Below are 26159 nucleotides of genomic sequence, written 5' to 3'. Positions count from 1 at the left end.
AACAGCCAGAGAAGATCAACGACAGTTGTAAGGACCGGCCTTGTCGCGCACCCTGCCCGCGGTGTCGATGACCTCCCACGAGTAGGAGCGACCGGACAGCGTGAACTTCACGACGCCGTGCGAGTCCGCGAACCACTTCTCCACGCCCGCACGGGGCTTGACGTTGGAGTAGAGGTAGTCACCGCCGATGCCGATGATCGCGGAGCGCATGCCGTTGGCCTGGTCGACAGCGCCGCTCTTGTTCAGCGGGGCCAGTCGCTCGTAGTGGTGGTCGTGACCGCTGAGCACCAGGTCCGCCTTGGCGTCGGCGAAGGCGTTCCACACCGTCGTCATCTTGGACTTGTCGCCGTACTCACCCGAGTTGAAGCGCGGGTGGTGCCAGTAACCGACGACGCACGCCTTGGTGTTCGCGGCGAGGTCGGCCTTGAGCCAGCTCATCTGCGTCGAGTCGGCACCCGTGTCGTACATCTTCTGGGAGTCGACCGAGACGAAGTGGAAGTCACCGGCGTCCCAGCTGTAGTACGGCTTGCCCTGCGGGTAGGCCTGGGCACCGAAGTAGGACTTGTACCCGTTGAGGTTGTCCTCCCACTCGTGGTTGCCGGTCGCGGGGTGGGTGATGCTCTTGAACTTGCCCCACGACTTGTCGTAGTGGGCCTTGAACTCCGAGAGCGTGCCGCTGTCGTACTGGTTGTCGCCGACGGTGAGCACGTGGTTCGGCTTGATCTGGTCGATCAGCCTCGCCGTCTCGTAGTGCTCGGTGTTGGTCAGCGACGCGATGTCGCCGGCCGCGACGACCGTGATGGTGTCGCCGGGTGCGGGCGGCAGGGTCGTCGCCTGCACCGAGTTGCTCGCGGGACCGAGGTTGCCGGCCGCGTCACGCGCCTTGACGGTGTAGGTGAACGCGGTGCCGGACGCGAGGCCCGTGTCGGTGAACGTGGTGCCGGTCGGGGTGCCCACGACACTGCCGTTGCGCAGGACGTCGTAGCCGGTCACGCCGACGTTGTCGGTCGCGGCCGTCCACTGCAGACTGACCGAGCTCGACGTGGTGCCGGTCGAGGTGAGAGCGCTGGGCGCGGTCGGCGGCGTGGGGTCGGCGCCACCCGAGCTGCCCCAGACCTCGAGGTCGAAGATCGAGTAACCCCACGCCGTGCCGCGCTTGGTGCCGTAGACCCGCACGTAGCGGCCTGACGCGCTCAGCGTCGTCTCGTCGATGCCACCGTTCTGACCGGTGAGGGTCTTGCCGGTGGTCCACGTCGAGCCGTCGTTCGAGGTCTGGATCTTGTACTCGGAGGCGTACGCGGCCTCCCAGTTGATCTTGACCTTGGACACGGTGGCGGCGCCACCGAGGTCGACGGCGATCCACTGCGGATCGACGCCCTCGAGGCTCGCCCACCGGGTGGCCGAGTTCCCGTCGACGGCGTTGGCGCCGCCGAAGGTCTCGGCCTCGACGGACGAGACGGTGGTGGGTTTGTTGGCGGACAGCAGGGAATCAGCCGCGTTGGCCGTGCCCGACGCGGCGATCTGGGGGACCACCAACGCGAACAGGGCTATCGCGACACCGGCTCTGGTGTGCTTTTTGATCACTTCGTTCCTCCTGGGCGAAGGCGGCGGCTCGAAGGATTGGTTAACAAGCTTCCCAATTGATTCGGGACGCTAGGGTCGACCGAACGAGCAGGTCAACGGCAGAACGCCGGACCGCACGGGAACTGGGCCGCCACACCGCTCATGACCTGGCTCACACCCGGAAGAAGGCCAAGCCCAGACATGCCCTTTTGGACAGTGCGCGCCGCTCGGGCCTCATACCTGTGGGCACGCTGAAGAAACACCCAGGTCGGGATTGTTCACCTGGGTCACGTACGTTCACCGATCATGAGCACCGCAGCCAGCCTCGTAGTGCTGTTCCTGGTCGCCGTGGTGCCACTGGCACCGACGGAGGCAGTGCTCATCGGCGCCGGCGTCCTGGCTGCGTCCGGTGAGGTGCCGCTCTACCTGGTCGTGCTCGTCGCCGCGGCCGGCTGCCTGCTCAGTGACATGATCAACTTTACCGCGGGGCGCCGGATGGGGATGCGGGCCCTCGACAAGGTCAACAGGAACGCCAAGGCGCGGTCGATGGTCGTGTGGACGGCCGACCAGCTCGCGACCAAGGGCGAGACGATCCTCATCGCGGCACGGTTCCTGCCCGCCGGCGGTATCGTCGGGGCGCTGCTGACGGGGGCGCTGAAGTGGCCGCTGCGCCGGTTCGTGCCGGTCGCGGCGCTCGGGTCGGCGCTGTGGAGCCTCTACCCCGCCACCGTGGGGTACATCGGCGGTCAGCTCGTCGACGAGGCGTGGCTCGCGATGCTGTTGTCGTTCGGCGTGGCCACGCTCATCTCCATCCCGGTCGGCATGGCGATCCGTGCGCGCAACGCCGACCGCACTCTCTCGTACGCCGAGGCGTCGTCGTAGAGCACCGCGAACCGGTCCGCGGCCGCCAGCAGGGCGTCCACCTCGAACGCCATCTGGGCGTCGCCGCACAGCCGTTCCAGCAGTGAGATCCAGCGCAGGTTGAAGAGCATCAGCGCGTCCCGCACGCGGCCGGGGCGAGCAGCGAACTCCGAGCGCGTCACGACGAAGAAGCAGCCGCCGGGGAACACGCGGCGCTTCGAGTAGTCGAGCCAGCGTTCGCTCAGGTCCAGGATCGTTCCGCCCGCCATCACGACCTCGTGCGCGAAGATCTCCGCGGCCGTGTGCACGGTGCAGATCTGCAGTTCTTCCTTGGCGCCGAAGTGCGAGAACACCCCGCTCTTGCTCATGCCGAGCTCGACCGCGAGCCGCCCGATCGTGACTCCTTCGAGCCCGTCGACGGACGCGATCTCCGCAGCTCTCAGGAGGATCGACCCACGACTGTCCATCCCAGAACTGGACCACCCACCCCTCAAGCCCGCCTATCGAAACGCACGCGGGGACCTTTCGTACTCACATGGAGTACGAAAGGTCCCCGCGTGCGGTTCCGAACTAGGGGTTGAGAGCCTCGGTCACCGAGGCTGGGCCTACCAGGGGGATGTCGGGCGACAGGCCGTCGCCCTCCTCCACCAGGATCGGCTTCACCTCGTGCGGCTGGATCTGGCCGGACTGGATCTGCTCGGCCCAGTGGCACGCCACCTTGTGCCCCGGCTTGAGCTCGCGCAGCGCGGGCCGTTCGGTGTCGCACTTGGTCTCCTGCCGCCACGGGCACCGGGTGTGGAACCGGCAACCGGTGGGCGGGTTCGCCGGCGACGGGAGGTCGCCCGCGAGCAGGATCCGTTCGCGCCGGTCCTCGACCACGGGGTCGGGCACCGGGATCGCCGACAGCAGCGCCCGCGTGTACGGGTGCAGCGGCTCGGCGTAGAGGTCCTCGGCCGAGGCCTCCTCGACCAGGCCGCCGAGGTACATCACGCCCACGCGGTCGGAGATGTGCTTCACGACCGCGAGGTCGTGCGCGATCACCAGGTAGGTCAGGCCGAACTGCTCCTGGAGCTGTTCCATCAGGTTCACGACCTGCGCCTGCACCGACACGTCCAGCGCGGACACCGGCTCGTCGGCGACGATCAGGTCCGGCTCGAGGGCCAGGGCCCGCGCGATGCCGATGCGCTGCCGCTGACCGCCCGAGAACTCGTGCGGGTACTTGCGCAGCGCGGTGGTCGGCAGGCCGACAGCCGTGAGCAGTTCGCGGAGCCGCTTGTTGGTCGACTCCTTGCCCTTGTCCAGGCCGTGCGCCCGCAGGCCCTCGATCAGGATCGACTCCACGGACTGGCGCGGGTCGAGCGACGACAGCGGGTCCTGGAACACCATCTGGATCCGGCGCCGCATCTTGCGCAGCTCCTCGCCCTTGAGGGCGGAGAAGTCCTGACCGTCGAAGACCATCTTGCCCGAGGTCGGCTCGTTGAGCCGCAGCATCGCCCGCCCGAGGGTGGACTTGCCGCAACCGGACTCGCCGACCAGGCCGTACGTCTCGCCGCGCTTGATCTCCAGGTCGACGCCGTCGACCGCGTAGACGTAGCCGACGGTGCGGTCCATGAACACGCCCCGCTTGATCGGGAAGTGCACCTTCATGTCCTGCACGGAAACCAGGGTCTCGCTCATACCGGCACCTCCTCGGCGGCGGGAGTTCCCGGCACCACCGGGTTGTGGCAGCGGAGCAGGCGACCCAGCTGGTCCTCTTCCGCGGGCGTGACCTGAACGCACACGTCCAGCGCGTTCGGGCACCGGGGCGCGAAGGCGCAGCCCTGCGTCCACGGGATGTTGTCCGCGACGGAGCCCCTGATCGGCGTCAGCTTCTCGCCGGGCGCCGCGTCGAGGCGCGGGATCGAGGCCAGCAGGCCGTGCGTGTACGGGTGGCGCGGCTCCGCGAAGAGCGGGTGCCGGTTGGCCTTCTCGACCACCTTGCCGCCGTACAGCACGTTGACCTCGTCGCACAGGCCCGCGACGACACCCAGGTCGTGGGTGATCATCACGAGCGCGGTGCCGAGGTCCTGCACCAGTTCCTTCATCAGCGACAGGATCTGGGCCTGGATGGTCACGTCCAGCGCCGTCGTCGGCTCGTCCGCGATCAGCAGCTTCGGCCGGCACGCCAGCGCGATCGCGATGAGCGCGCGCTGCCGCATGCCGCCGGAGAGCTGGTGCGGGTACTCCTTGAGCCGGCGGTTCGGGTCCGGGATGCCGACCTTGTCGAGGAGGTTCTTCGCCTCGATCATCGCTTCCTTGCGTGCCAGGCCGCGGTGCCGTTCGAGCACCTCGGTGACCTGCAGGCCGATCGGGATGACCGGGTTGAGCGACGACAGCGGGTCCTGGAAGACCATGCCGAGCTCGCTGCCGCGCTTGTCGCGCATCTGCTTGTCCGACAGCTTCAGCAGGTCCGTGCCGTCGTAGGTGACGGTGCCGGTGACCGTGGCGCCGCGCTTGGGCAGCAGACCCATGATCGCCAACGATGTCACGGACTTGCCGCAGCCCGACTCGCCGACGAGGCCGACGGTCTGGCCGGGCTCGACGTCGAAGCTGACGCCGTCGACCGCGCGGAACGGTTCCTCGCCACGACGCTGGAACACGACGGTGAGGTCACGAACTTCGAGCAGTGCCACGACGACTCACCGCCTGTTCTTCGGGTCGAGGGCTTCACGCAGGGTCTCGCCCATGAGCGTGAAACCGAGCGCGACGATGATGATGCAGACCGCGGGCCACGCGGCGAGGTGCGGATGCGTGTCGAAGACGTTCTGCACGTCGCCGAGCATCTGCCCCCACTCCGGGATCCGGTCGTCCGGGTTGCCGAGACCGAGGAACGACAGGGCGGCCGCCTCGATGATCGCGGTGGCCAGGACGAGCGTGGACTGCACGATCACCGGGCTGAGCGAGTTCGGCAGCATGTGCCGGAACACGATCGCGCCCTTCTTCACGCCGAGCGCCGTGGCCGCCAGCACGTGGTCGCTGTGCCGTTGCGCGAGCATCGAGCCTCTGAGCAACCGGGCGAACACGGGTATCTGCACGATCGCGACCGCGAGGATCACGGTGAACTGGCTCGGCCGCGCGAACATCGCCGCGATCGAGAACGCCAGCAGCAGCGACGGCAGCGACAGCATGACGTCGACCAGGCGCATGACGATCGAGTCGACCCAGCCGCCGATGGCGCCCGCGAGCGTGCCCAGGATCAGGCCGCCGGTGAGGCCGATCAGCGTCGCGCCGACACCGACGATCAACGTCTGCTGCGAGCCGACCAGCAGGCGCGAGAAGAAGTCGCGGCCCTGCAGGTCACCACCCAGCGGGTGGCCCGGCTGAGCGGGCGGGATCTCGTTGCGCGCCTTGACGACCTGCTCGATCAGCATCTTGTCGGACGGGTCGTGCGGGGCGAGCCACGGCGACAGCAGCGACACCACGATGAAGATGCCGATGATGGTCGCGCCGATGAGGAACACCGGGCTGCGCCGAAGCCGCTTCCACGCGCTCGCCGCGAGCGACACGCCCGCGGTGCCGGCGAGGTCGTCGATCTTTTCCTTCTTGGTGACTCCGAGTGCCACTGCGCTCACCTCGTCCTGATGCGCGGGTCGATGAGCGCGTACGAGAGGTCGACCAACAGGTTGACCACGACGTAGACGATCGTGGCCATGATGATCAACAGCAGCAGCACCGGGTAGTCACGCCGTTCGAACCCGATGGCGAGCGCCTGGCCGACACCGGGGATCACGAACACCTTCTCGGTGAGCACCGCGCCGGAGAGCAGTGCGCCGGTCTGCAGACCGATCGTCGTGACGACCGGCAGCATCGAGTTGCGCATCACGTGCCGGCGGCGGATCACCGATGCGGTGAGGCCCTTCGACTCGGCGGTGCGCACGAAGTCCTCGTCGAGCACGTCGAGCACGGCCGCCCTAGTGATCCGGAAGATCACCGCGAACGGGATCGTGGCGAGAGCGATGGCCGGCAGGATCAGGTGCTTCAACGCGTCCAGCGTCGCGTCGAACTCACCGGTGAGGATGCCGTCGAGGGTGAAGAAGCCGGTGACGCGAGTGGCGTTGATGTCACCCTGGCGGCCGAACGAGGGAAGGCCGAGAGCGGCCGACGCCGCGTCCTTGAGCACGTAGGCCAGGAAGAACACCGGCACGGCCACGCCGATGAGCGAGCCGATGACGCTGAGGTTGTCGAACCAGCCGCCGCGACGCTTCGCGGCGAGGTAACCGAGCGGGACGCCGACGAGGATCGCAAGCAGGATCGCGAAGAAGCTGAGTTCGATCGTCGCGGGGAACCGCTGGACGAAGATGTCGAGCGCCGAGTCACCGGGCTGAACACCGGTGGAGACGCCGAAGTCACCGGACGCCGCGCGCCCGAGGAACTTGAAGTACTGCACGATGATCGGCTGATCGAGGCCGAGTTGCTTGGTGAGGGCTTCTCGCGACTCCGGCGTAGCGCGCTCTCCCAGGAGGGCCGAAACCGGCCCTCCTGGGAGGAGGCGCATCCACGCGAAGAGCAGCAGCGAGAGCACCAGCACCACGCCGACCAGCTGGACCAGCCGTCGAATGGTGTAGCGGAGCACTTGAGCTACCCCGTTGTTCTCTTGTGGTGGGAGCTAGTCAGCTCAGCCCTTGGAGGCCGGGCCGAACTTCTCGTCGGTCAGCGGGCTCGGGACGACACCCTTGATGTCCGACTTCAACACCAGAGCGGGCGGGGAGTGCGAGATCGGGATCGCGGGCAGGTACTCGTCCATGATCTTCTTGTTGATCTCTTCGTACAGCTTCGTGCGGTTGGCCTCGTTCGGCTCGGAGTTCGCCTTGGCGAGGTCGTCCTTGAGGGAGTTGCCCCACGCGGACACACCGGTGTTGAAGCGGTTGTCGGTGCGGCCGAAGAACGTGCCGACCCAGTTGTGCGCCGTGCCGTTGTCGCCGGTCCAGCCCAGCAGGAACAGGTCCGGGGCACCGTTGTCGACGTCGGTCAGGTAGCCGCCGTTCCACGGCTTCGTGGTGACCTCGATCTTGATGCCGGCGGCCTGCAGGTCACCGGAGATCGCGCCGAACAGGTCCTTCGGGTTCGGCATGTACGGACGCGTGACCTCGGACGGCCAGTAGAACTTCAGCGTCAGGTCGGAGGCACCGGCCTCGGCCAGCAGGGACTTCGCCTTGGCGGCGTCGTAGCCGACGGCCTTGAGGTCCTTGTTGTAGCCGTTGACGGTGTCCGGCATGAACTGCGTCGCGACCTTGGCGCCCTCGGGCAGCTGCGACTTGACCAGCTGCTCGCGGTTGATCGCGTACTGCAGCGCCTGGCGCACCTTGAGGTCCGCGAGCTTCGGGTTGTTCTTCTGGTTGATGCCCAGGTAGAACACGTTGAAGGCGGGACGGATCGCGACGTTGAAGCCGTCGGTCTTCAGACCGGCCCAGTCCGCCGCGTTCGGCAGGTCGTAGCCGTCGATGTCGCCGGCCTTGAGCGCCTGCTTGCGGGCGGTCTCGTCCGGGATGATCTTGAAGACGAGCTTGTCCAGCTTGGCCTTCGTGCCGTGGTAGGCGTCGTTCTTCACGAGCTCCACGGTGTTGTTGGCCTTGTCGTACTTGCCGAACTTGAACGGGCCCGTGCCGGTCGGGTGCTCGTTCGCGTAGGCCGGGTAGGTGAACGCGTCACCGGCGGCCTGGACGTTGTCCGCGTCGTACTTCTTCAGCGCGTCGGGGCTGGAGATCGAGAACGACGTGAAGCCGAGGACCGACGGGAACTGCGAGGTGACCTCGTTCAGCTCGACCACCGCGGTCTTGGCGTCCTTGGCCGTGCAGGACTTGAACAGCGAGGGCTTGTCCGGCGTGGTCGCGAACCCGCCGAAGTTGTCCAGCCAGTACTGCGAGACGGCGTCGGACTGGCCGGCGCCCTTCTGGTTGTACCAGCGGTTGAAGTTGAAGCAGGTGGCCTCGGCGTTGAAGTCCGTGCCGTCGTGGAACTTCACGCCCTCCTTGAGGGTGAACGTCCACGTCTTGCCATCTGCACTCGGCTCGTACTTCGTGGCCAGCGCGGGCTCGACCTCGGCGGTACCCGGCTTGAAGCCGACCAGACCCTCGAACATCTGGCGGGAGACCCGGAAGGTCTCACCGTCGGTCGCGTAGAACGGGTCGAAGAGCTTCGGCGCGCCGGCAGCGCCGAAGGTCAGCGTGCCGCCTTCCTTGCCGCCGCCGCCAGAGTCGCGCTGGGATTGCGCGCAACCGGACAGGGCGAGCGCGCTGACGCTGAGGAAGCCGATCGCGGCAACCCAACGGCGGCGAGCCGTTACTGAGTGGACCATCAAACACCCCTTGGACAATCCGCACATCTCACGGTGTGGTCGCCGACCATAACCGTTGTAGATACCCCGTCCGGGGTTACTCAGGTCACGATCCGGCCACTAGACCAGGCATTCTGATACGTCCGGCGCACGGCCGCTGACCCAACGTGAGCACGGTGATGCGTCGGAGGCTCTCCTAGGCTGTAGAAACAACAACGACACGCGGAGGAGGTCACATGAGCAGGCTGGTCGAGTTCCGCGTGCTCGGCCCCCTCCAGGTCCTCCTCGACGGCGAACCTCTGCTGGTCAGGGCCGGTCGGCAGCGCGCGTTGCTCGTGTCGCTGCTGCTGCGCGCGGGCACGTCGGTGTCCGTCGACGAGCTCGCCGCAAACGTGTGGGGCGAAGATCCACCGGCGCGTGCGCGCGCGACACTTCAGACATATGTGATGCGTCTCAGACAGCTGCTCGGGCCGTCCGTACCGATCAAGACAGTGCCCGACGGGTACCTGATCGACGTCGACGAGAAGACCATTGACCTTCTGCGCTTCGAACCCCTGATCGAGCAGGGCGAGCAGGAGCGGTCCGCCGGGAACCTGCAGGCCGCGTCCGCCGCGTTCGCCGCCGCGCTGGGCCTCTGGCGCGGTCCGGCCCTGGTGGACGTGCCGTCGGAAGTCCTGCACCGCGACGAGGTGCCGCGGCTCGACGAACGCCGCCTGCACGTGCTGGAACGCCGCGTCGAGGTCGATCTCGAACTGGGCCGCCACGGCGAGCTGGTCGCGGAACTGTCCCGGCTGACCAGCGAGCACCCGTTGCGCGAGCGGTTCTGGGCGCAGCTGATGGTGGCGCTGTACCGGTCCGGCCGGCAGAGCGAGGCGCTGGCCGCCTACCAGCGCGTTTCGCGGTTGCTGGGCGGCGAGCTGGGCATCGACCCCGGCGATGAGCTGCGGCGCGTGCACGGCCAGGTGCTGTCCGGGTCGATCAACGCGGTGGCCGCCTCGGCCGGTGCGCCGGTGGTCGCCGCGAAGCCGGAACGGGTCGTGCCGTCGCAGCTGCCCGCGGACATCCCCGACTTCGTCGGCCGCGACGAGGCCGTGTCGCTGATCGTGGCCCTGCTGCGGACCGCCCAAGGCGTGCCGGTCGTGACGCTGGCCGGGCCGCCGGGCGTGGGCAAGACGGCGCTGGCCGTGCACGCGGCACACCGGATGCGCGCCGACTTCGCGGACGGTCAGCTGTACGTCAACCTGCGCGGATACGCCCCCGGACCGCCGTTGAGCGCGGTGGACGTGCTGCCCCGGTTCCTGCGCGCGCTGGGCACCGAGCCCGACCAGGTGCCGCTGGACCAGGACGAGCAGGAGGCGATGTTCCGGTCCACGCTGACCGGTCAGCGGGTCCTGTTGCTGCTGGACAACGCGTCCTCCGCCGAGCAGATCCGTCCCCTGCTGCCCGGTTCGCCGGGGTGCGCGGTGCTGGTGACGTCGCGCGACACGTTGCGCGGCCTGGCCGTCTCGCACGCGGCGTCGAACGTGCGGCTCGACGTGCTCGACTGGCACGAGACGAAGTCACTCCTCGCAGGTATTTTGGGTGCGGACGAGGTGGCGTCCCAGGAGGACGCGGCGCTGGAGCTGGCGGCCCTCTGCGCGCACCTGCCATTGGCTTTGCGTATCGCGGCCGCGAACCTCGTGTCGCGCCCCGAGCTGTCCATCGCGGACTACGTGGAGGAGCTGCGGGCGGGCAACCGGCTCGCGGCCCTGGCCGTCGAGGGCGACGAACGGGTCGCGGTGCACGCGGCGTTCGACCTCTCCTACACGGCGTTGAAGCCCGAGCTCGCGCAGATGTTCCGGGTGCTGTCACTGGTGCCCGGCACGGACTTCACACCCGAGATGGCGGCCGCGCTGAGCGGGCTGACCACCCAGGACGCCCGCCGGCGGCTGGACCGCCTGGCCACCGCGAACCTGATCTCGAACCACGCGCCGTCCCGCTACCAGTTCCACGACCTGCTGCGCGACTACGCGGCCGAGCGCCTGGCGTTCGAGGAGGGCCGTGCGGACGCGCGCCTCGCGTTGCGGCGGCTGCTGGACTGGGCGGTGCGCTCGGTCGACAACGCCACCTCGGCGATGAAGTCGACGCTGTTCCGCTTCCCCCGCCCCGACCCGCTCGACGGCGTGGTGCCGCGAACGTTCAGCACCTCCACCGAGGCCCTGACCTGGCTGGACGTCGAACGCGCCAACCTGGTCGCGCTGGTGGCGCACTCCGTCGAACGCGATCCCGAGAACTCGCCGTGGCAGCTGGCCGACGCCCTGCGCGGCTACTTCTACACGCAGTCGTTGACGGCGGAGTGGCGGGAGACCGCGAAGGCCGGCCTGCTGGGTGCCCGCGCGCCGCGGGACGAGCTCGGCCAGCTCGCGATGCTGTCCTCCCTGGGCACGCTGTACTGGGTGACCGGGCAGCACCGCAACGCGCTCGGCTACTACCAGCAGGCCATCGCCCTGCAGGAGCACATCGACCTGCCCCAGGCCGAGGCCGCCGTCCTGTCCAACGCGGGCAGCGTCCACATCGACCTGGGCGAGCTCGAACACGCCGCCGACCACCTCGAACGGGCCCTGGTGATCGCCCGCCGGGTCGGCGCGGACCAACTGCTCGCGAACGCGCTGTTCAACCTCGGCGGCGTCTACATGCAGCTCGGCCAGCTCGACCGCGCCGCGTCGACGTTCGAGGAAGCACTGGAAGACGGCAAGCGCCTCGACTCGTGGATCCTGCAGGCGAACTCGATGCGCGCGCTGGGCGAGGTGCAGGCGTGGCGCGGCAAGCCGGACCTCGGCGAGGACTACTTCGTGCGCGCACGTGAGCTGTACGAACGTGCGGCCGCCCGGAACTTCGGGCACACCATGCACGAGGGCATGGCCATCACGCTGATCATGCGCGGCCGTTACGAGGAAGCCGCACTCGAAGCGTCCGCCGCCATGCAGATCGCGCAGGACCTGGAGAACGTCAAGAGCGTCTGCGACGCGCAGAACCTGCTCGGTCGCGCGCTGGAAGGCGGCGGTCGCTACGAGGAGGCTTCGGAGCAGTTCTCGTCCGCGCTGGCCATCGGCCTGGAGACCGGTTACTCGTGGGGCATCTGCTCGGCCCGCCGCGGCCTGGCCTCCTCCTACCGCGCGGTCGGCCGTTACGAGGAGGCCCTGTCGACGGCCACCGCGGCGCTGGTCGAAGCGGGCAAGTCGCAGTTCCGCCTGGCCGAGATGGAGGCGCTGCTCGTGCTCGGCCGCACCCACCTCGACACCTCGAACGCCGAGGGCGCCCTGGAATGCGCCCTGCGGGCCGTTTCGGTCGGCTCGGACTCCGGTCACCGCTGGGTGTTCGGGCGCGCGCTGCAGCTGGCCGGCGACGCGTCCTCCGCCTTGGGTGACTCCGATGGTGCCCGGTCGTACTGGTCCACGTCGCTGGAGGTCCTCAGCGCGATCGGGACTCCTGAGGCTTCCGTCGTCGAGGCTCAACTGCTTGACGTGACAACGTAGTCAGCCCTGGACCTGGTCTCGTCGACCGCGAACCAGCCTCTTTCGTACTGCTGCCAACGGATGAAGTGCTCGCGTTGGTGCTCGCCGTCGCGTTTCACCGCGCGTTCGAGCCGTGCCCGTTCGTCCTCGTGGTCCACGAAGATCGCGAGGCTCAGGCGGGTGTTCGCTTTCCTGGCTGAGGAAAAGCCTTCCAGGATGATGGTCCTTTGTGGAGTGATGACGACCTCGTCGCCTTCTCCGATGCACGGAAACCCTGGGGACCAGTCGGTTTTCCGGTAGCTGCCTTCGCGGTTCCGCGCGACTTCGTCGAGTGCTCGTTGCAGCCGCGGCCACCACTGCGTCGTGGGGTCGTCCCAAGTGGCGAAGTGGTCGGTGCTGATGAGCTGGGCACCGAGTTCGTCCGCCAGGTGCCTCGCGAACGTCGACTTGCCCGCACCCGAAGGCCCGTCCACCGCGACCAGGCGGGTGTCGCCCAGCCGCGGTGGAGTTTCGGCTACATGCTCCGGCGACCAGATAGCGCACGTCCCAGCGTCAGCTCGTCCGCGAACTCCAGGTCGCCGCCCATCGGCAGCCCGCTGGCGAGGCGCGTGACGGACAACCCCGGGAAGTCCCTGAGCATCCGGACGAGATAGGTGGCCGTGGCCTCGCCCTCGGTGTTCGGGTCCGTGGCGATGATGACCTCGGAGATGTCGACACCGTCGACGGCCGTGCCGATGCGGTTCAGCAACTGCCTGATCCGCAACTGGTCCGGGCCGACACCGCTCAACGGGTCGAGCGCGCCACCCAGGACGTGGTAGCGGCCCTTGAACTCCCTGGTGCGCTCGATGGCCTGAACGTCCTTGGGCTCCTCGACCACGCAGACCAGGCTCAGGTCACGCTTGGGGTCGCGGCAGATGCGGCACCGGGTCTCCGCACTCACGTTGCCGCAGACGTCGCAGAAGACGACGCCTTCCTTCACCTTCTGCAGTGCCTGCTGCAGCCGCTCGATGTCAGCGGATTCCGTTGCCAGCAGGTGGAAGGCGATGCGCTGGGCGCTCTTCGGACCAACACCCGGGAGTCTGCCCAGTTCGTCGATGAGGTCCTGTACCGGGCCTTCGTACATGTGTTAGCCGAGCAATCCGCCGAGGCCGCCCTGGGCGAGCGGGCCGAGCTTCTGCTCCACCAGCTCCTGCGCCTTGGCGTTGGCGTCCTTGATCGCGGCGATCACCAGGTCCTGGAGAGTGTCCACGTCCTCCGGGTCCACGATCTTCGGGTCGATGGCGAGGTTGACCAGCTCGCCGCCGCCGGTGACCGTAGCGGTGACCAGGCCGTTGCCCGCGTTGCCGGTGACCTGCGTTTCGGCCAGCTGCTGCTGGGCGTCCGCCATCTGCTGCTGCATGTTCTGGGCCTGCTGGAGAAGGGCCTGCATGTCGAACTGACCGGGTTGCACCGCTGGTCCTCTCGGGTGGGGTTCGTTCTGGTCCAGGGTACGGGGCGTGGCTGTTTCCCTGGGGCTCCGGTCCCAGACCCTCAATCCTGGGGCTCCGCCCCAGACCCCGCCAATCTGATCCAAAGCCGGGGTCCACGCCATCAGCGGGTAGATGGCACGCCTGTTGCGTTGGGAAGGCGCGTTGCTTTGAGGGGCGCGTTGGTGGGGTGACGAAGCCACCCCGCCCGGACCGTTCGGTAAGGACGGCTCGCCTTCGGCTTCGCGGGGTGGGATGTGTTCCCTGAGCGTGCGCTCGGACTGCTCGCCTGCGGCTTCGCGGGAGTGTCAGACCCCGTCGCTATGTTGGGTCGCGGGGGGCCCGAATGCGAAGGGGACCCCTGCGTGAGCATGGGCTCCATGCATGAGCGTGGGGTCCGTGCGTGAGCCAGGGGTCCGTCCCTGCTTGGTGCGGTGTGGCTAGGCCTTCTTCAACGGGCGGGCGCCTAGTTCGTCTGCCAGGAGTTGGAGCAATACCGACTCCGGGTCCTTCGCCTGGACCTCGTTCACCGTGGCCGGGTCCACCGGGCGGGCGGCCTCGGCCAGCATTGCTTCTTCGTCGTCCGGTTCCGGCGGGAGCGGGTCATCGGGCTCCGGGGGCTCCGGCGGGGGTGGGACGTCGTCCACCGGTGGGCGCGGGGCCTGGGCCTGTTGTGGTTCTGGCTGGGGGCGGGACTGCTGGTTCTGCGCCTGGCTCGGGCGGGTGGGGGCCGGGCGGGCCGCCTTTGCCTGGGTTGCCTGTTGTGGGGTGGCGCCTGGGGTGCCGTGGGTGCAGCGGACCTGCCAGGTGCCGCCCAGTACCGAGGCCAGGGCCGTGGCGATGGCCTCGGTGTTGCGGGACTCGGCCAGGCGGCGGGCCAGTGGGGCCGAGGTGTGGGTGATCGTGACCACGTTGCCGTCCACCTCGCTGACCATGGCGTTGGTCAGCATCGCCTCGGTGCTGCGGCTGGTCGCGCGGACCGCTGCCAGCAGTTCCGACCAGATTCGGCGGACCGCCGTCGCGTCCATGGCGCCAGAAGCCGTGGCGGCTGGGGCCGGAGCAGCGGCGGCGGGCTGTGCGGGTGCGGCGGTCGCGACCGGTGCGGCTACCGGGGGCGTGGGCTGCGCGGCGACTGGAGTGGGGGCTGCTGCCGGTGCCGGAGTGGGTGCGGGTGCGGGCTGGGCAGCGGCTGCGACCGGGGTCGGGGCTGCTCGCTGCGGTTCCGGCTGGGGCGCGGGCTGGTCTGCCGGTTGCTGGGACCTGCGCGTGAAGACCGGGGCGCCCGCGGGGGCTGCGGGCTCGCCCGAGGCGGCCGCGATGGCCGCTGGTGGGCGGCGTTCGAGCTGTTCCAGGCGTTGGAGCAGGGCTGCTTCCGACTGGCTCACCGACGGCAGGAGCATTCGGGAGACGAGTAGTTCCAGGAGCAGGCGGGGGGCCGTGGCGCCCCGCATGTCGACCAGGCCCTGGTGGACGATCTCGGCGTAGCGGGTCAGGGCTGCCGGGCCGATTCGTTCTGCCTGGGCCGCCATGATGGCCACTTCGTCGTCCGGGGCGCTGACCAGGTTGCGTTCCGCGGCGTCCGGGACCGCGCAGAGCAGGACCAGGTCGCGGAGGCGGTCGAGCAGGTCCGAGGCGAAGCGGCGGGGGTCGTGGCCGGCGTCCACCAGGCGGTCGATGGTGCCGTAGACCGCCGCGCCGTCTCCTGCGGAGAGGCCGTCCACCACGTCGTTGATCAGGGCCGAGTCGGTGACGCCCAGGAGCGAGATGGCTCGCTCGTACTTCACGCCGTCCGGGCCCGCGCCGGAGAGGAGCTGGTCCATGACGGACTGGGTGTCCCTGGCCGAGCCGCCGCCCGCGCGGATCACCAGCGGGAAGACGGACGGCTCCACCGCCACGCCCTCTGCGGCGCAGTTGCGTTCCAGCAGGGAGCGCATGACGCCGGGCGGGATCAGGCGGAACGGGTAGTGGTGCGTGCGCGAGCGGATGGTCGGGAGGACCTTGTCCGGTTCGGTCGTGGCGAAGATGAAGATCAGGTGGTCCGGCGGCTCTTCCACGATCTTCAGCAGGGCGTTGAAGCCCTGCGTGGTGACCATGTGCGCCTCGTCGATGATGAAGACGCGGTACTTGGACTCGGCCGGGGCGTAGAAGGCCTTGTCACGCAGGTCGCGGGCGTCTTCCACACCACCGTGCGAGGCCGCGTCCAGTTCCACGACGTCGACGGTGCCGGTGCCGTTCGGGGCGAGGCCGATGCAGCTGTTGCACTCGCCGCACGGATCGGGCGTCGGGCCCTTCGCGCAGTTGAGCGAGCGGGCCAGGATTCGGGCCGACGACGTCTTGCCGCAGCCGCGTGGGCCCGAGAACAGGTAGGCGTGGTTCACCCGGCCTGCCGACAGGGCGACGCGCAGCGGGTCGGTCACGTGCTCCTGGCCAACGACCTCGGAGAACGTGGCCGGACGGTACTTGCGATACAGAGCGAGCGCCACGCCGCAGACAGTACCGGTGGACCCCGACACGAAAAGGGGACCCCGTGCACCCACCAGAGCCCGCTTATCCTTGCTGCCTTCCGGCCCTGGGGAGGTTCGCGAGATGTGTGCCGCACGAGGTCCGACGCAAGTGTAGCGAACCCTCTAGATCGAACGTGTGTTCGAGTTGCCCACAGCGTTGTCCCCAGGTGTGGACAACTTCCGGCCCGTGGCCATCATCAGCAGGTCAGGGGCAGGAAGATCAGGAATCCCGGACTCCCGGAAGCGCTTGCGAGCACCCCAAAATGGGCTTTTCAACACATGTTCGAGGGCGGCCCGCGCCGGTTCGAGCGGCATCTCGCGGACGCGGCCCAGCGGGCGGGCGATGTCCTGGCCGTGGACGAGGAAGTCGACCAGCGGGTCGATCGGGGCGGCCATCGGCGCGCGCTTCGGCGAGGCCGCGGTCTCGCGGATCTGCGCGATCAACTCCGACCGGGTGAACCGTGCGGCGATCGCGCGGGCCTTCTCGTTCTCCATGCGTTCCCAGTCGAAGCGCGCCTTCACGACGCCGGTGAGCACGTCGCGCCAGCCCGTGCGGGTGGACGTGGTCAGGTGGGCGGCCATCGTCTGCATGGTCCAGCCGGCGCAGAGGGTGTCGCGCCGCCACTCGTCGTCGGTGAGGTCCTCGAGGAGGTCGGCGACGCCCAGGCGTTCGGCCTCCAGCCACTTCATGATCATGGTTGTCCCTCGATGGCGGTCAGCCTGCGGCGCAGGAAGGCCTGTTCGGATTCGGTGCCCGCGAGCGCGATGGCCTCGCGGTAGGCCTGGGCGGCCTCGGCGTCGCGGCCCAGGCGGTGCAGCAGGTCCGCGCGGGCCGCCCGGTACGGGTGGTAGTCGCGCAGCCTGGGTTCGCCGGCGAGCGCGTCGAGCAACGCGAGGCCGGTTGCGGCGCCATCGCGCATGGCGATCGCGGCAGCCCTGTTCAGAGCGACGACCGGCGACGGCGCGAGCGCGGTCAGCACGTCGTAGAGCGCCACGATCTGTGGCCAGTCGGTGCTGCCGAAGTCCGGTGCCTCGTCGTGCAACGCGTTGATCGCCGCCTGCACGCCGTACGGCCCGTGCCCGCCCGTCAGCGCCCGTTCGGCCAGCGCGCTGCCCTCGTTGATCATGTCGCGGTCCCAGAGCGCGCGGTCCTGGTCCTCGAGCAGTTCGGCGCGGGCGTCGCGGCGGGCGTGGATCAGCAGCATCAACGCCAGCAGCCCGGTGACCTCGCGGTCGGGCAGCAGGCCCCGCAGGATCCGCGCCAGCCGGATGGCCTCGCCGGCCAGGTCGTCGCGCTGGGCCGCGTAGCCCTCGGTGAAGATCGAGTAGACGGCCTGCAGCACGCCGGGCAGGCGTTCCGGGAGCTCGTGCGGGTCCGGCACGCGGAACGGGATGCGCGCTTCCTTGATCTTCTTCTTCGCGCGCACGATCCGCTGCTGCATGGTCGTGACCGGCACCAGGTAGGCCCGCGCGACCTCGGGGGTCGTGAAGCCGGCCAGGCAGCGCAACGTCAGCGCGCCGCGGTCCTCCTCGGCCAGCGCCGGGTGCGCGCACGTGAAGAACAGCTCCAGCCGTTCGTCCGGCAGGCCGTCCCCGATGGGCGGGTCCGCGCGGTCGACCTCCACCTGCAACAACGCCAGCCGGGCCGCGTGGACCTGATCACGTCGCAACCGGTCGACGGCCTTGCGGCGCGCGGTCGTGAGCAACCACGCGCCGGGCCGGTCCGGCACCCCGTCCACCGGCCAGTGCTTCAGCGCCGCCTCGATGGCGTCAGAGGTGACCTCCTCGGCCAGGTCGAGGTCGCCGAAGCGCTTCACCAGCGTCGCGAGCAGCCTGCCGCGTTCCTCCCGGAACACCTGCCCGACGTCCATCGCGCCGGACTCAGAAGTCGAACTCGGCGATGGGCCGCACGACGACCGCCCCGCCGTCACGCGATCCGGGACACTTCGCCGCCCACTCCAGCGCCGCGTCGAGGTCGGGCACGTCGATGACGTCGTAGCCGCCCAGCACCTCCCGCGTCTCGGCGAACGGCCCGTCGGTGACGGCGCGCTTCCCGTCCTGTCCGACCTGGACGGTGGTCGCGGTGACCAGGTCGGCCAGCGAGTGCCCGGAGACCAGGACGCCCGCGTCCTTCATCTCCTTCTCGTAGGCGATCCAGTCCTCGACCGTGCAGCTCGCCTGCTGGTCAGCGGCCGCGTAGATCATCAGCATGTACTTCAAGGGTGCCCTCCTCGGTCCGGTCCTACGGGATCACGACGAGCGGGCTGCCGCCAGATCGACACGGGCTTCCGAACTTTTTCCGGCGACCCCCGTTTTGGGCCCCGGAACACCCGTCCGGTAAGGTTCTCCACGGAGGATTCGCATAGCGGCCTAGTGCGCACGACTGGAAATCGTGTTGGGTTCACCCCCTCACGGGTTCAAATCCCGTATCCTCCGCTCGCTGACAAGGGCGCCGAACGTTCAACGTTCGGCGCCCTTGGTGCATTGTGAGGGCATGCTTCCCGAAGATCTGATGCTGTTGTTCATCAACGAGCAGAACGGCAAGCTGCGCACCGACTCCTCGTCGGTGGAGAACGCGCTCGCGGGCGCCGTGCTGATCGAGCTCGTGAACTCGGGGCGCGTCGCGTTCGACCCCAACGGCAAGAAGCTCCAAGTCGTTGACCCGACGCCGTTGAAGGACCCGTTGCTGCAGGAGTCGGTGGCACGGTTCGACAAACCGATGAAGCCGCAACGGGCGGTGGAACGTCTGCGCAAGAAGGTGCGCGACAACGTGGCCGCGCGACTGGAAGGCCGTGGCGTCGTGCGGGTGGAGCCGAGGAAGGTGTTCGGGATCTTCCCGGCGAAGCGCTACGTGATCACTGACGAGACCGCGGCCGGCGGAGTGCGCAAGGCGGTCGGCGAGGTCGCGCTCGGGTACCGCGGGGCGGACGCGCGGACCGGTGCGCTGATCACGTTGCTGTGCGCGGTGAAGTCCCTGCACAAGGTCGTCGACGGCGACAAGCGCGACATGAACAAGCGGGCCAAGGACATCGCCGCCGGCAACTGGGCGGGTGATGCCGTGCGCCGGGCGGTCGAGGCGATCCAGGTGGGTGTGGTGGCCGCGACGGCCGCTGCCGCCGCCGCGTCCCAGGGCGGATGAGCGCGACATGACAGTGGCCGCCACCTCGGAGGGAAAGCTCCTGAGGTAGCGGCCACCGGGTCGTGACTACTTCTTGAGGCAGTCGATCAGGTCCTCGAGCGCGAACACGATCCTGTCGACGTTCGCGTCACCCGTGGACGGGCGGGCGCGGACGATCTGCGGGTCGTGGTCGCTCGCCTGGTCGGCGAACTCGGCGTTGATGTGGACGACGTCGTAGCTGAAGCGCGTGATGTTCTTGCTCACCACGAGGTGGTCGAGCGTCTGCGAGTTGCCCTCGAAGACGTAGCTGTACCGCTCGTTCGCGGGCAGCGACTCGATCAGCGCCTTGAGGTTGCCGTCACCGGTCAGCGTCTTGAGCGCGGGTGAGAACTGGTAGTCGTTCAGGTCACCGGCGAGGACGACGTTGGCGCCCTTGTCGATCGCGCGGAGCTGCTCCGTGAACGCCTTCAGCGCCGTCGCCTGCTTGGCGCGCTGCACCTCGGACGTCCGGTTCGGCGGCTGGTTGCGGCCGTGGATCGCCTCGTCGCCGCCCTTGGAGTTGAAGTGGTTCGCGACCACGAAGACCGTGCGGCCGCGGAACTTGAACTCGCCGGCGAGCGGCTTGCGGCTGTTCGCCCACGCGTCGTTCAGCGGGTCGATCCGGCCCGGTGACACGGAGAGCTGCGCGCGGCCGTTCTTCTTCACGACCTGGACGGGCGTGGAGAAGTCGCCGCCCGGACGGTCCACGAAGGACACCCGCTGCGGGTTGAAGAAGAAGCCGACGCGGATGTTGCCGCCGGGCTCGCCGCCGTCCTTGAGGTTCTCCGGGTCGATCTGACGCCACTGGTAGCGCGGGCCGCCCTTGGCGACGATCGCGTCGGAGAACTTCTGCAGCGTCTGGTCCGCCGCGACGACACCGTCGTTGGTCGCGCCGTTGTTGTCCTGGATCTCTTCCAGCACAACGACGTCCGGGCTGCGCAGGTTGGTCGTGACGCCCTCGGCGAGCCGGTCGAACTTGTCCTGCGGGTCGGACGGGTCGAGGTTCTCGACGTTGTAGGTCGCGACCGAGAGCTCGGACTCCTTCTGCTGCGCGGTGATCTCGCGCTGCAGGTTGGACGACGTGTGCGCGCCGAGCGTCAGTGCGGCCAGCGTGTAGCCGCCGAAGTTCGTGTACTCGATGGCACCCACGGTCGCGCCGGCGAACACGTCACCGACGTCGGCGGCGGGCAGCCCGCCGACGGTCTTGATCTTCAGGCGGCCGCTGTTCGCCTGGTCGTACGCGGTGTACGTGGTGCCGCCGCGCTGGTTGCGGTTCTGGTCGGGGTTGACCGTCACCCAGACCTCGCCGAAGTTGTTGCTGGGGCCCACGACGCGGGCGTCGTCGACCTGGACCAGCGTGCCCTCGAGCGACTCGAAGTAGTCGAGGCCGTACTTCGCGGGCTCCAGCGGGAGCTGCTCGATGCTGCCGCCCGGAGCGGGCAGGTAGCCGGCCGGGACGTTCTTCACGACGACCGGCGCCGGGACGGGGTTGCCCTTGGAGACGGTGATCGTGGTGGGCGCGGTGATCTCGGTGAGGGTCTGGTTGGACCCCGTCTCGCCGCCCGGCCGGTACTCCGCGATCGTGCCGCTGACCAGCACGCTGTCGCCGACCGCGACGGTCGGGGCGGTGCCCGCGGTGTAGACGAAGACGCCCTCGCTGGTGCGCGGGTCGGCGTCGGGGCCCGTGACGTCCTGGATCCAGAAGCCGCGGTCACCCGAGGCGCGCGTGCCGGTGACGACGCCGGGGACGTTGGTGACCTTCTGGCCGATCAACGGCGAGATGCGCGTGACGCCCTGGATGTCGTGGACGCGCTTGTCGCCGGGGGTGGGGTCCGGGTCGGGATCGGGATCCGGGTCGCCGCCGCCCGGGGTCTCGCCCTTGGAGTTGGTCGGGGTGGGGCTGCCGACGGTGAAGTCGGCGGAGTTGTCGTCGGTGTCGCCGAGCGCGGTGGCGCGGGACGCCGAGGTCGGGTTGCTGAGGGCGCCCGTCGCGCCGCCCTCGCGCACGACTGCCGTGCCGTAGCCGACGAGGTCCTTGATCCGCGTGTCCGCGGCGCAGTCGGCGGCCGTCTTGCAGGTCAGCGCCGCGGTGCCGGAGACCAGCGCGATGGTGCCGTTGGTGCCGCTCATGGCGATCGTGCCGGTGGCGTCCGGTGCCGGCAGCTCGACGGTGCCGCCGGTGCCCTTGGCCTCGGCGACGAGGAACGTCTTGCCGGGCGCGATCGAGCCGGTCAGCGGGGTGACGCCCCACTGCGTGGTCGCACCGGGGGTGGCCGAGATGTACTGGACGCTGTAGCCGTCCAGGCTGACCGCGCTCGTGCCCTTGTTGGCGAGCTCGACGAAGTCCTGCGTCAGCGTGGCGCCGGAGTTGCCGCCGCCTCCGTAGACCTCGGAGATCAGCGCGTCTGTGCTGGGTGCGGCGACGGCGGGGACGGCGGCGAGCACGAGTGCCGCCACCGCTGTCCCGACGACGGGCAGGGTGGGTCTCAAAACTTCCTCCAGGGGATGCGGCGGACCGACGCATCTTTCCCCGATCGGGTGAGCTTTGGTAGCCGTTGTTACTAACGGTTAACCGGTTGGCCCATCAATGATCACTCGAACAAGTGTTCGATCATGGTGTATGCTCCATTTCGGAACGCCGGCCAGTGGGCCCCTCCCAGGCACCGGCCGGCGTCCCTACATTCAGAGGTGTGGGGATTCCGAGCTACGAGCGCCGCTGCGCCGAGATCATCAACCAGACCGACCTGCTGGTCTCTTACCTGAACGACGCTGACCTGGGCATACAGGTCCCGTCGACACCGGAGTGGACCCTCAACCAACTGCTGCGCCACGTCGGCCACGCGCACCGCTGGGCCGACTCGATGCTCCGCGACAGACTTCCGGAGATCGACTTCTCGCGCAACGGCGCGCAACTCGTGTCGTCGTATGTGGGTGAACCCGCGTCCGTGCTGATCCCGTGGCTCCGAGAAGGCGCGGCGTCGCTCGCGGAGGTGCTGCGCGAAGTCGACCCGGACGAGATGATCGCGCCACTGGGGGGTCATCCCGGCCCGCGCGTGTGGTCGCGGCGGATGATGCACGAGACCGTGATCCACAGGTGGGACGCGTGCAACGCCCTGGGCGTGCCGTTCTCGCTGGACCCCGAGATCGCCCAGGACACGCTGCGCGAGTGGACCGGCCTCGCGCTGCCCTACGCGTTCCAGCGGTGGCCGTCCGAGACCGCGGCCCTCGCCGGTTCCGGGACCGTGCACCTGCACGCCACGGATGTCGAGGCGGAGTTCGTGATCGATCTCACCGGTCCCGCGCCGGCCGTCGAAGAGGGCCACGCGAAGGCGTCCGTGGCGTTGCGCGGTCCCGTCGTCGACCTGGTGCTCGCCGTGTACCGGCGGCGGCCGGTGGACGGGCTGGAGGTGTTCGGGGACGCGGAGTTGCTGGAGAAGTTCCTGGGCGCGATTCGGTTCTGAGAACGCAAGAAGGGCCCCGGATCGCTCCGGGGCCCTTCAACAGCGGTGGCGGTGGGATTTGAACCCACGGAGGCTTTCACCTCACACGCTTTCGAGGCGTGCTCCTTCGGCCGCTCGGACACGCCACCGGTAAGAACAATACACAGCCCGCGCGACTGGCTTAACGCTGGGTCCGGAAGAAGCGTTCGAGCAGGTCAGCGCACTCCTGTTCCAGCACGCCGCCCTGCACCTCGGGCCGGTGGTTGAGCCGGCGGTCGCGCACGACGTCCCACAACGACGACACAGCACCGGTTTTGGGCTCCCAGGCGCCGAAGACGAGACGCGAGACGCGGGCGAGCACCAGCGCGCCGGCGCACATGGTGCAGGGTTCCAGGGTCACCGCGAGGGTGCAGCCGTCGAGGCGCCAGCCGTCGCCGAACCGAGAAGCGGCGGTGCGCAGGGCCAGGACCTCGGCGTGTGCGGTCGGGTCGCCCAGGGTCTCGCGGGCGTTGCAGGCCTCGGCGAGGACTGTGCCGTCCGGGGCGAAGACGACGGCGCCGATCGGGACGTCCGCACCCGCCCCAGAAGCCGCCTTCAAAGCGGCGCGGACCATGTCCTCTGAGGAGATCACGCCTGGATCGTGTCGAGCAGCTTCGTGAACTCGTCGATGAAGCCGATGCGCTGGGCGATCATCTGGAGCTGCTCGTCCGGGTAGAGGTCGACCTCGTCGATGATGATCTGGAGTTCGTGCGCGGGCATGCCCAGGTCGGTCAGGACGCCGAGGTCGCCTTCCGGCCAGAGCTCGTTGTCCTCCTCGTCCGGTGGGTCGACGCGCAGGAGGTCGAGGACGTCGGCCGCGATGTCGTAGTCGAGGGCGGCGGCCGCGTCGGACAGCAGCAGCGCCACGCCGCCCGGCACGGGACGCAGGATGATGAAGAACTCGTCGTCGACGGCGAGCAGTCCGAACACAGCTCCTGTCGACCTCAGTTGGCGCAGCTCCGTGATAGCCGCGTCCAGTTCCGACAGCGCGGAGCTGTCCATCCTGCTGCACCGCCAGCGGCCGTCCTCTCGGACGACCGCGACCGCGAAGCCGTTGACCGGCTCCTGCTGTGTCATGTGCACACCGTAGGGCCCAGACGACCTTCCCGGTAGCCGAGGTGGTGGCACCATCGGGAGATGAGCACAACTACGCCGGACCCGCGTCTCGCCGGACTGCTCGAAGGGGCTCGCTCGCTGCAGCCCCGCACGGTGGCGCTGCGTCGTCAGATCCACCGGCACCCTGAACAGGGACTTCACCTCCCCAAGACGCAGGCCGCGATCCTGCACGCGCTGGAGGGGTTGCCTGTCAAGGTCACGAAGGGCGAGTCGACGACCTCGGTCGTGGCGGTCCTCGAGGGTGACCGGCCGGGGCCGACGGTGCTGCTGCGCGGCGACATGGACGGCCTGCCGCTCCAGGAGGACACGGGGCTGCCGTTCGCGTCCGAAGTGGACGGCAACATGCACGCCTGCGGTCACGACACGCACGTGGCGATGCTGGCCGCCTCCGCCCGGCTGCTGTCCGACCGGCGTGACGCGCTCAAGGGCCGTGTGCTCTTCATGTTCCAGCCGGGCGAGGAGGGCCACCACGGCGCCCGGTACATGATCGAGGAGGGGCTGCTCGACGACGGCGTGGAGAAGGCGTTCGCGCTGCACATCACCTCCACGATGAAGTCGGGCGTGGTGACCTGCCGGCCTGGGCCGATGATGGCGTCCGCGGACTCGTTCCACGTGCACGTCAAGGGGCGTGGCGGGCACGGCGCGATGCCGCACAACGCGCTGGACCCGGTGCCCGCGGCGGCGGCGATGGTCGGGGCGATCCAGACGATGCTCGGGCGGCGGGTGAGCGTTCACCAGCCCGCGGTGGTGACGGTCGCGCAGATCAACGCCGGTACGACGACGAACATCATCCCCGAGGTCGCGACCCTCGACGGGACGATCCGGACGTTGTCGGAGGAGACGCGGGCTCTGGTCCACAAGGAACTCAAGCAGGCCGTCAAGCACACGGCCGCCGCCTACGGGTGCCACGCCGAGGTCAACATCGTGCCGGGGTACCCGGTCACGGTGAACGACGACGTTGTCGGCAAGCACGTGGTGGACCTGGCGGCCACGGCGATGGGCGCTTCGTGGAGCGAGCCGATGCAGGACCCGCTGATGGGTGCGGAGGACTTCTCCTACGTGCTGCAGCGGGTTCCCGGGGCGCTGGCGTTCCTCGGGGCGTGCCCTCGCGGGATCGACCTGGAGGAGGCCGCGCCGAACCACTCGAACCGGGTGCTGTTCGACGAGGCCGCCATGGAGCACGGGGTCGCGATGTACGCGGCGTTCGCGCTGGACGCCCTCCGGTAGTTGCAGGTACGCCTCACACGGAATGATGGACGCCGTGCGAGACGTGTGCGTGATCGGACTGGGACTGATCGGCGGCTCCGTGCTGCGAGCCGCCAAGGCTGCCGGACGCACGGTGTGGGGTGCGACCGCGGGCAAAGAGGACGCGGACAAGGCACGCGCTGAGGGCTTCGACGTCGTGGGCGTGGACGAGGCCCTCAGCCGCAGCGCCGAGGCGCTCGTCGTCCTCGCCGTGCCGCTGCCCGCGTTGCCCGACCTGCTGCGCAAGGTTCCCGCAGGTACGAGACTCACGGACGTCACGAGCGTCAAAGGACCGGTGCACGACGCCGTGCACCGGTACGCACCGCACGTGCGCTTCGTCGGCGGGCACCCGATGGCCGGCACGAGCAGGAGCGGGTGGGACGCGGGCAGTGCGAGCCTCTTCGAGAACGCCGCCTGGGTCGTCACGCCCGAGGAGGCCGACGACCACCTCAACGACGTCATGCGGCTCGCGCTCGACCTGAAGGCGCACGTGGTGCCGACGACGCCCGAGGAGCACGACGAGGCCGTGGCGCGGATCAGCCACCTGCCGCACATCATGGCGGCGATCCTCGCGGCGGTCGGGGCGGACGGCGGACCGCTCGCCATGGCGCTCGCGGCCGGCAGTTTCGGGGACGGCACGAGGGTCGCGGGCAGCCGTCCGGAGCTCGTCAGGGCGATGTGCGAGGGGAACCGGGACGCGTTGCTGACGGCGGTCGACGACGCACTGGGCAGGCTCGGTGCGGCCAGGGGCTCGCTGGCGTCCACCGGAGGCCTCGCCAAGACGATCGAGGCTGGTCACGCGGGTCGGAACGCGCTGGTCGGCCAGCCGAACCGCACCCCGATCACGATCGACCTGACCAAGCCGGGAGCACTCGCCGCGCTGCGCAACCTCGGCTCTCGTGGCGGACGTGTGGTTGGTCTGAACGGCAGCACCGCCCGAGCGGAAACATCGTAGGGTCGC

22 protein-coding genes, 2 tRNA genes, 1 other RNA gene and 1 pseudogene are annotated in these 26159 nt (G+C 69.1%); 7 read left to right on the top strand and 19 right to left on the bottom strand.

Annotation, left to right across the window (positions count from 1 at the left end):
- Positions 1-15: 15 nt before the first annotated feature.
- On the bottom strand, positions 16-1584 hold the full coding sequence (locus tag LX88_RS06420) for a discoidin domain-containing protein (RefSeq protein WP_258946862.1): 1569 nt from the start codon (positions 1582-1584) through the stop codon (positions 16-18).
- A 285-nt stretch (positions 1585-1869) separates the two neighbouring features.
- On the opposite strand from LX88_RS06420, the pseudogene LX88_RS06415 reads away from it, so the two are divergent.
- Positions 1870-2289, top strand: a pseudogene (locus LX88_RS06415) (DedA family protein); the annotation flags it as partial.
- A 20-nt stretch (positions 2290-2309) separates the two neighbouring features.
- Here the strand turns inward: LX88_RS06415 and LX88_RS06410 are convergent.
- The 6 genes from LX88_RS06410 to LX88_RS06385 form a co-directional block, all read right to left on the bottom strand.
- On the bottom strand, positions 2310-2891 hold the full coding sequence (locus LX88_RS06410; protein WP_258946861.1) for a TetR/AcrR family transcriptional regulator: 582 nt from the start codon (positions 2889-2891) through the stop codon (positions 2310-2312).
- Positions 2892-2994: 103 nt separating this feature from the next.
- On the bottom strand, positions 2995-4101 hold the full coding sequence (locus tag LX88_RS06405; RefSeq protein WP_258946860.1) for an ABC transporter ATP-binding protein: 1107 nt from the start codon (positions 4099-4101) through the stop codon (positions 2995-2997).
- Positions 4098-5096: an ABC transporter ATP-binding protein gene (locus LX88_RS06400; protein WP_258946859.1), complete on the bottom strand. Its 999-nt coding sequence runs from the start codon at positions 5094-5096 to the stop codon at positions 4098-4100. The genes LX88_RS06405 and LX88_RS06400 overlap by 4 nt, the downstream gene beginning before the upstream one ends.
- Positions 5097-5102: 6 nt before the next feature.
- Positions 5103-6026 carry an ABC transporter permease gene (locus LX88_RS06395; RefSeq protein WP_258946858.1) on the bottom strand — a complete coding sequence of 308 codons (924 nt, stop codon included), beginning with the start codon at positions 6024-6026 and terminating at the stop codon, positions 5103-5105.
- 5 nt (positions 6027-6031) lie between these two features.
- The gene (locus LX88_RS06390) at positions 6032-7036 is read right to left on the bottom strand and encodes an ABC transporter permease (RefSeq protein WP_258946857.1); all 1005 of its coding nucleotides are present in this window, start codon (positions 7034-7036) and stop codon (positions 6032-6034) included.
- 42 nt (positions 7037-7078) lie between these two features.
- Positions 7079-8758 (bottom strand): ABC transporter substrate-binding protein, encoded by a 1680-nt coding sequence (locus tag LX88_RS06385; RefSeq protein WP_258946856.1) that lies wholly within the window; start codon positions 8756-8758, stop codon positions 7079-7081.
- 215 nt (positions 8759-8973) lie between these two features.
- Between LX88_RS06385 and LX88_RS06380 the strand changes: the two genes are divergently transcribed.
- Entirely contained in the window at positions 8974-12252 is a 3279-nt protein-coding gene (locus tag LX88_RS06380; protein WP_258946855.1) for an AfsR/SARP family transcriptional regulator, read from the top strand.
- Here LX88_RS06380 and LX88_RS06375 read toward each other — a convergent pair.
- The 8 genes from LX88_RS06375 to LX88_RS06340 form a co-directional block, all read right to left on the bottom strand.
- On the bottom strand, positions 12228-12704 hold the full coding sequence (locus tag LX88_RS06375; RefSeq protein ID WP_258946854.1) for a uridine kinase family protein: 477 nt from the start codon (positions 12702-12704) through the stop codon (positions 12228-12230). The genes LX88_RS06380 and LX88_RS06375 overlap by 25 nt on opposite strands.
- 41 nt (positions 12705-12745) lie before the next feature.
- Entirely contained in the window at positions 12746-13354 is a 609-nt protein-coding gene (gene recR, locus LX88_RS06370) for a recombination mediator RecR (protein WP_258946853.1), read from the bottom strand.
- A gap of 3 nt (positions 13355-13357) precedes the next feature.
- Entirely contained in the window at positions 13358-13660 is a 303-nt protein-coding gene (locus tag LX88_RS06365) for a YbaB/EbfC family nucleoid-associated protein (RefSeq protein WP_258947624.1), read from the bottom strand.
- Positions 13661-14137: 477 nt separating this feature from the next.
- A complete protein-coding gene (locus LX88_RS06360) occupies positions 14138-16180 on the bottom strand; it encodes a DNA polymerase III subunit gamma and tau (RefSeq protein ID WP_258946852.1) in 2043 nt (680 codons plus the stop codon).
- 31 nt (positions 16181-16211) lie between these two features.
- Positions 16212-16306, bottom strand: an RNA gene (gene ffs / locus LX88_RS06355) — signal recognition particle sRNA small type.
- 18 nt (positions 16307-16324) lie between these two features.
- Positions 16325-16897 (bottom strand): maleylpyruvate isomerase family mycothiol-dependent enzyme, encoded by a 573-nt coding sequence (locus tag LX88_RS06350; RefSeq protein ID WP_258946851.1) that lies wholly within the window; start codon positions 16895-16897, stop codon positions 16325-16327.
- Positions 16894-18072, bottom strand: a complete 1179-nt coding sequence (locus tag LX88_RS06345) for an RNA polymerase sigma factor (protein ID WP_258946850.1) — start codon at positions 18070-18072, stop codon at positions 16894-16896. The genes LX88_RS06350 and LX88_RS06345 overlap by 4 nt, the downstream gene beginning before the upstream one ends.
- A gap of 10 nt (positions 18073-18082) precedes the next feature.
- Positions 18083-18421, bottom strand: coding sequence for a YciI family protein (locus tag LX88_RS06340; RefSeq protein ID WP_258946849.1), 339 nt, complete (start codon positions 18419-18421; stop codon positions 18083-18085).
- Between the two features lie 131 nt (positions 18422-18552).
- On the opposite strand from LX88_RS06340, the gene LX88_RS06335 reads away from it, so the two are divergent.
- Together LX88_RS06335 and LX88_RS06330 are read left to right on the top strand one after the other, a co-directional pair.
- Positions 18553-18637, top strand: a tRNA-Ser gene (locus LX88_RS06335).
- A 58-nt stretch (positions 18638-18695) separates the two neighbouring features.
- Positions 18696-19340: a GOLPH3/VPS74 family protein gene (locus tag LX88_RS06330; RefSeq protein WP_258946848.1), complete on the top strand. Its 645-nt coding sequence runs from the start codon at positions 18696-18698 to the stop codon at positions 19338-19340.
- Between the two features lie 66 nt (positions 19341-19406).
- Here LX88_RS06330 and LX88_RS06325 read toward each other — a convergent pair whose 3' ends face one another.
- Entirely contained in the window at positions 19407-21848 is a 2442-nt protein-coding gene (locus LX88_RS06325) for a DUF8508 domain-containing protein (protein ID WP_307789531.1), read from the bottom strand.
- A 200-nt stretch (positions 21849-22048) separates the two neighbouring features.
- On the opposite strand from LX88_RS06325, the gene LX88_RS06320 reads away from it, so the two are divergent.
- Positions 22049-22819, top strand: a complete 771-nt coding sequence (locus LX88_RS06320; protein WP_258946847.1) for a maleylpyruvate isomerase family mycothiol-dependent enzyme — start codon at positions 22049-22051, stop codon at positions 22817-22819.
- A 43-nt stretch (positions 22820-22862) separates the two neighbouring features.
- Here LX88_RS06320 and LX88_RS06315 read toward each other — a convergent pair.
- The 3 genes from LX88_RS06315 to LX88_RS06305 all read right to left on the bottom strand — a co-directional run bounded on the left by LX88_RS06315 (position 22863) and on the right by LX88_RS06305 (position 23914).
- Positions 22863-22947, bottom strand: a tRNA-Ser gene (locus LX88_RS06315).
- Positions 22948-22979: 32 nt separating this feature from the next.
- Positions 22980-23411, bottom strand: a complete 432-nt coding sequence (locus LX88_RS06310) for a nucleoside deaminase (protein WP_258947622.1) — start codon at positions 23409-23411, stop codon at positions 22980-22982.
- A 14-nt stretch (positions 23412-23425) separates the two neighbouring features.
- The gene (locus tag LX88_RS06305) at positions 23426-23914 is read right to left on the bottom strand and encodes a tRNA adenosine deaminase-associated protein (RefSeq protein WP_258946846.1); all 489 of its coding nucleotides are present in this window, start codon (positions 23912-23914) and stop codon (positions 23426-23428) included.
- Between the two features lie 60 nt (positions 23915-23974).
- On the opposite strand from LX88_RS06305, the gene LX88_RS06300 reads away from it, so the two are divergent.
- On the top strand, positions 23975-25180 hold the full coding sequence (locus LX88_RS06300) for a M20 metallopeptidase family protein (protein WP_258946845.1): 1206 nt from the start codon (positions 23975-23977) through the stop codon (positions 25178-25180).
- 25 nt (positions 25181-25205) lie between these two features.
- A complete protein-coding gene (locus LX88_RS06295; protein WP_258946844.1) occupies positions 25206-26153 on the top strand; it encodes a prephenate dehydrogenase in 948 nt (315 codons plus the stop codon).
- The last annotated feature ends 6 nt before the right edge of the window (positions 26154-26159 follow it).

The sequence above is a fragment of the Lentzea californiensis genome, from assembly GCF_024648825.1.
In the GTDB taxonomy this organism is placed as follows: Bacteria; Actinomycetota; Actinomycetes; order Mycobacteriales; family Pseudonocardiaceae; genus Lentzea; species Lentzea californiensis.
Note: the sequence above shows the minus strand (reverse complement) of the source record. Positions and strands in the feature narration are given on the sequence as shown.

Excerpts from the sequence above, each read along its gene's own strand:
- LX88_RS06410 (WP_258946861.1), bottom strand. The coding sequence starts at position 2,891 with ATGGACAGTCGTGGGTCGATCCTCCTGAGAGCTGCGGAGATCGCGTCC.
- LX88_RS06405 (WP_258946860.1), bottom strand. The coding sequence starts at position 4,101 with ATGAGCGAGACCCTGGTTTCCGTGCAGGACATGAAGGTGCACTTCCCG.
- LX88_RS06385 (WP_258946856.1), bottom strand. The coding sequence starts at position 8,758 with ATGGTCCACTCAGTAACGGCTCGCCGCCGTTGGGTTGCCGCGATCGGC.
- LX88_RS06380 (WP_258946855.1), top strand. The coding sequence starts at position 8,974 with ATGAGCAGGCTGGTCGAGTTCCGCGTGCTCGGCCCCCTCCAGGTCCTC.
- recR (WP_258946853.1), bottom strand. The coding sequence starts at position 13,354 with ATGTACGAAGGCCCGGTACAGGACCTCATCGACGAACTGGGCAGACTC.
- LX88_RS06365 (WP_258947624.1), bottom strand. The coding sequence starts at position 13,660 with ATGCAGGCCCTTCTCCAGCAGGCCCAGAACATGCAGCAGCAGATGGCG.
- LX88_RS06350 (WP_258946851.1), bottom strand. The coding sequence starts at position 16,897 with ATGATCATGAAGTGGCTGGAGGCCGAACGCCTGGGCGTCGCCGACCTC.
- LX88_RS06345 (WP_258946850.1), bottom strand. The coding sequence starts at position 18,072 with ATGGACGTCGGGCAGGTGTTCCGGGAGGAACGCGGCAGGCTGCTCGCG.
- LX88_RS06330 (WP_258946848.1), top strand. The coding sequence starts at position 18,696 with ATGCTTCCCGAAGATCTGATGCTGTTGTTCATCAACGAGCAGAACGGC.
- LX88_RS06310 (WP_258947622.1), bottom strand. The coding sequence starts at position 23,411 with ATGGTCCGCGCCGCTTTGAAGGCGGCTTCTGGGGCGGGTGCGGACGTC.
- LX88_RS06305 (WP_258946846.1), bottom strand. The coding sequence starts at position 23,914 with ATGACACAGCAGGAGCCGGTCAACGGCTTCGCGGTCGCGGTCGTCCGA.
- LX88_RS06300 (WP_258946845.1), top strand. The coding sequence starts at position 23,975 with ATGAGCACAACTACGCCGGACCCGCGTCTCGCCGGACTGCTCGAAGGG.
- LX88_RS06295 (WP_258946844.1), top strand. The coding sequence starts at position 25,206 with ATGGACGCCGTGCGAGACGTGTGCGTGATCGGACTGGGACTGATCGGC.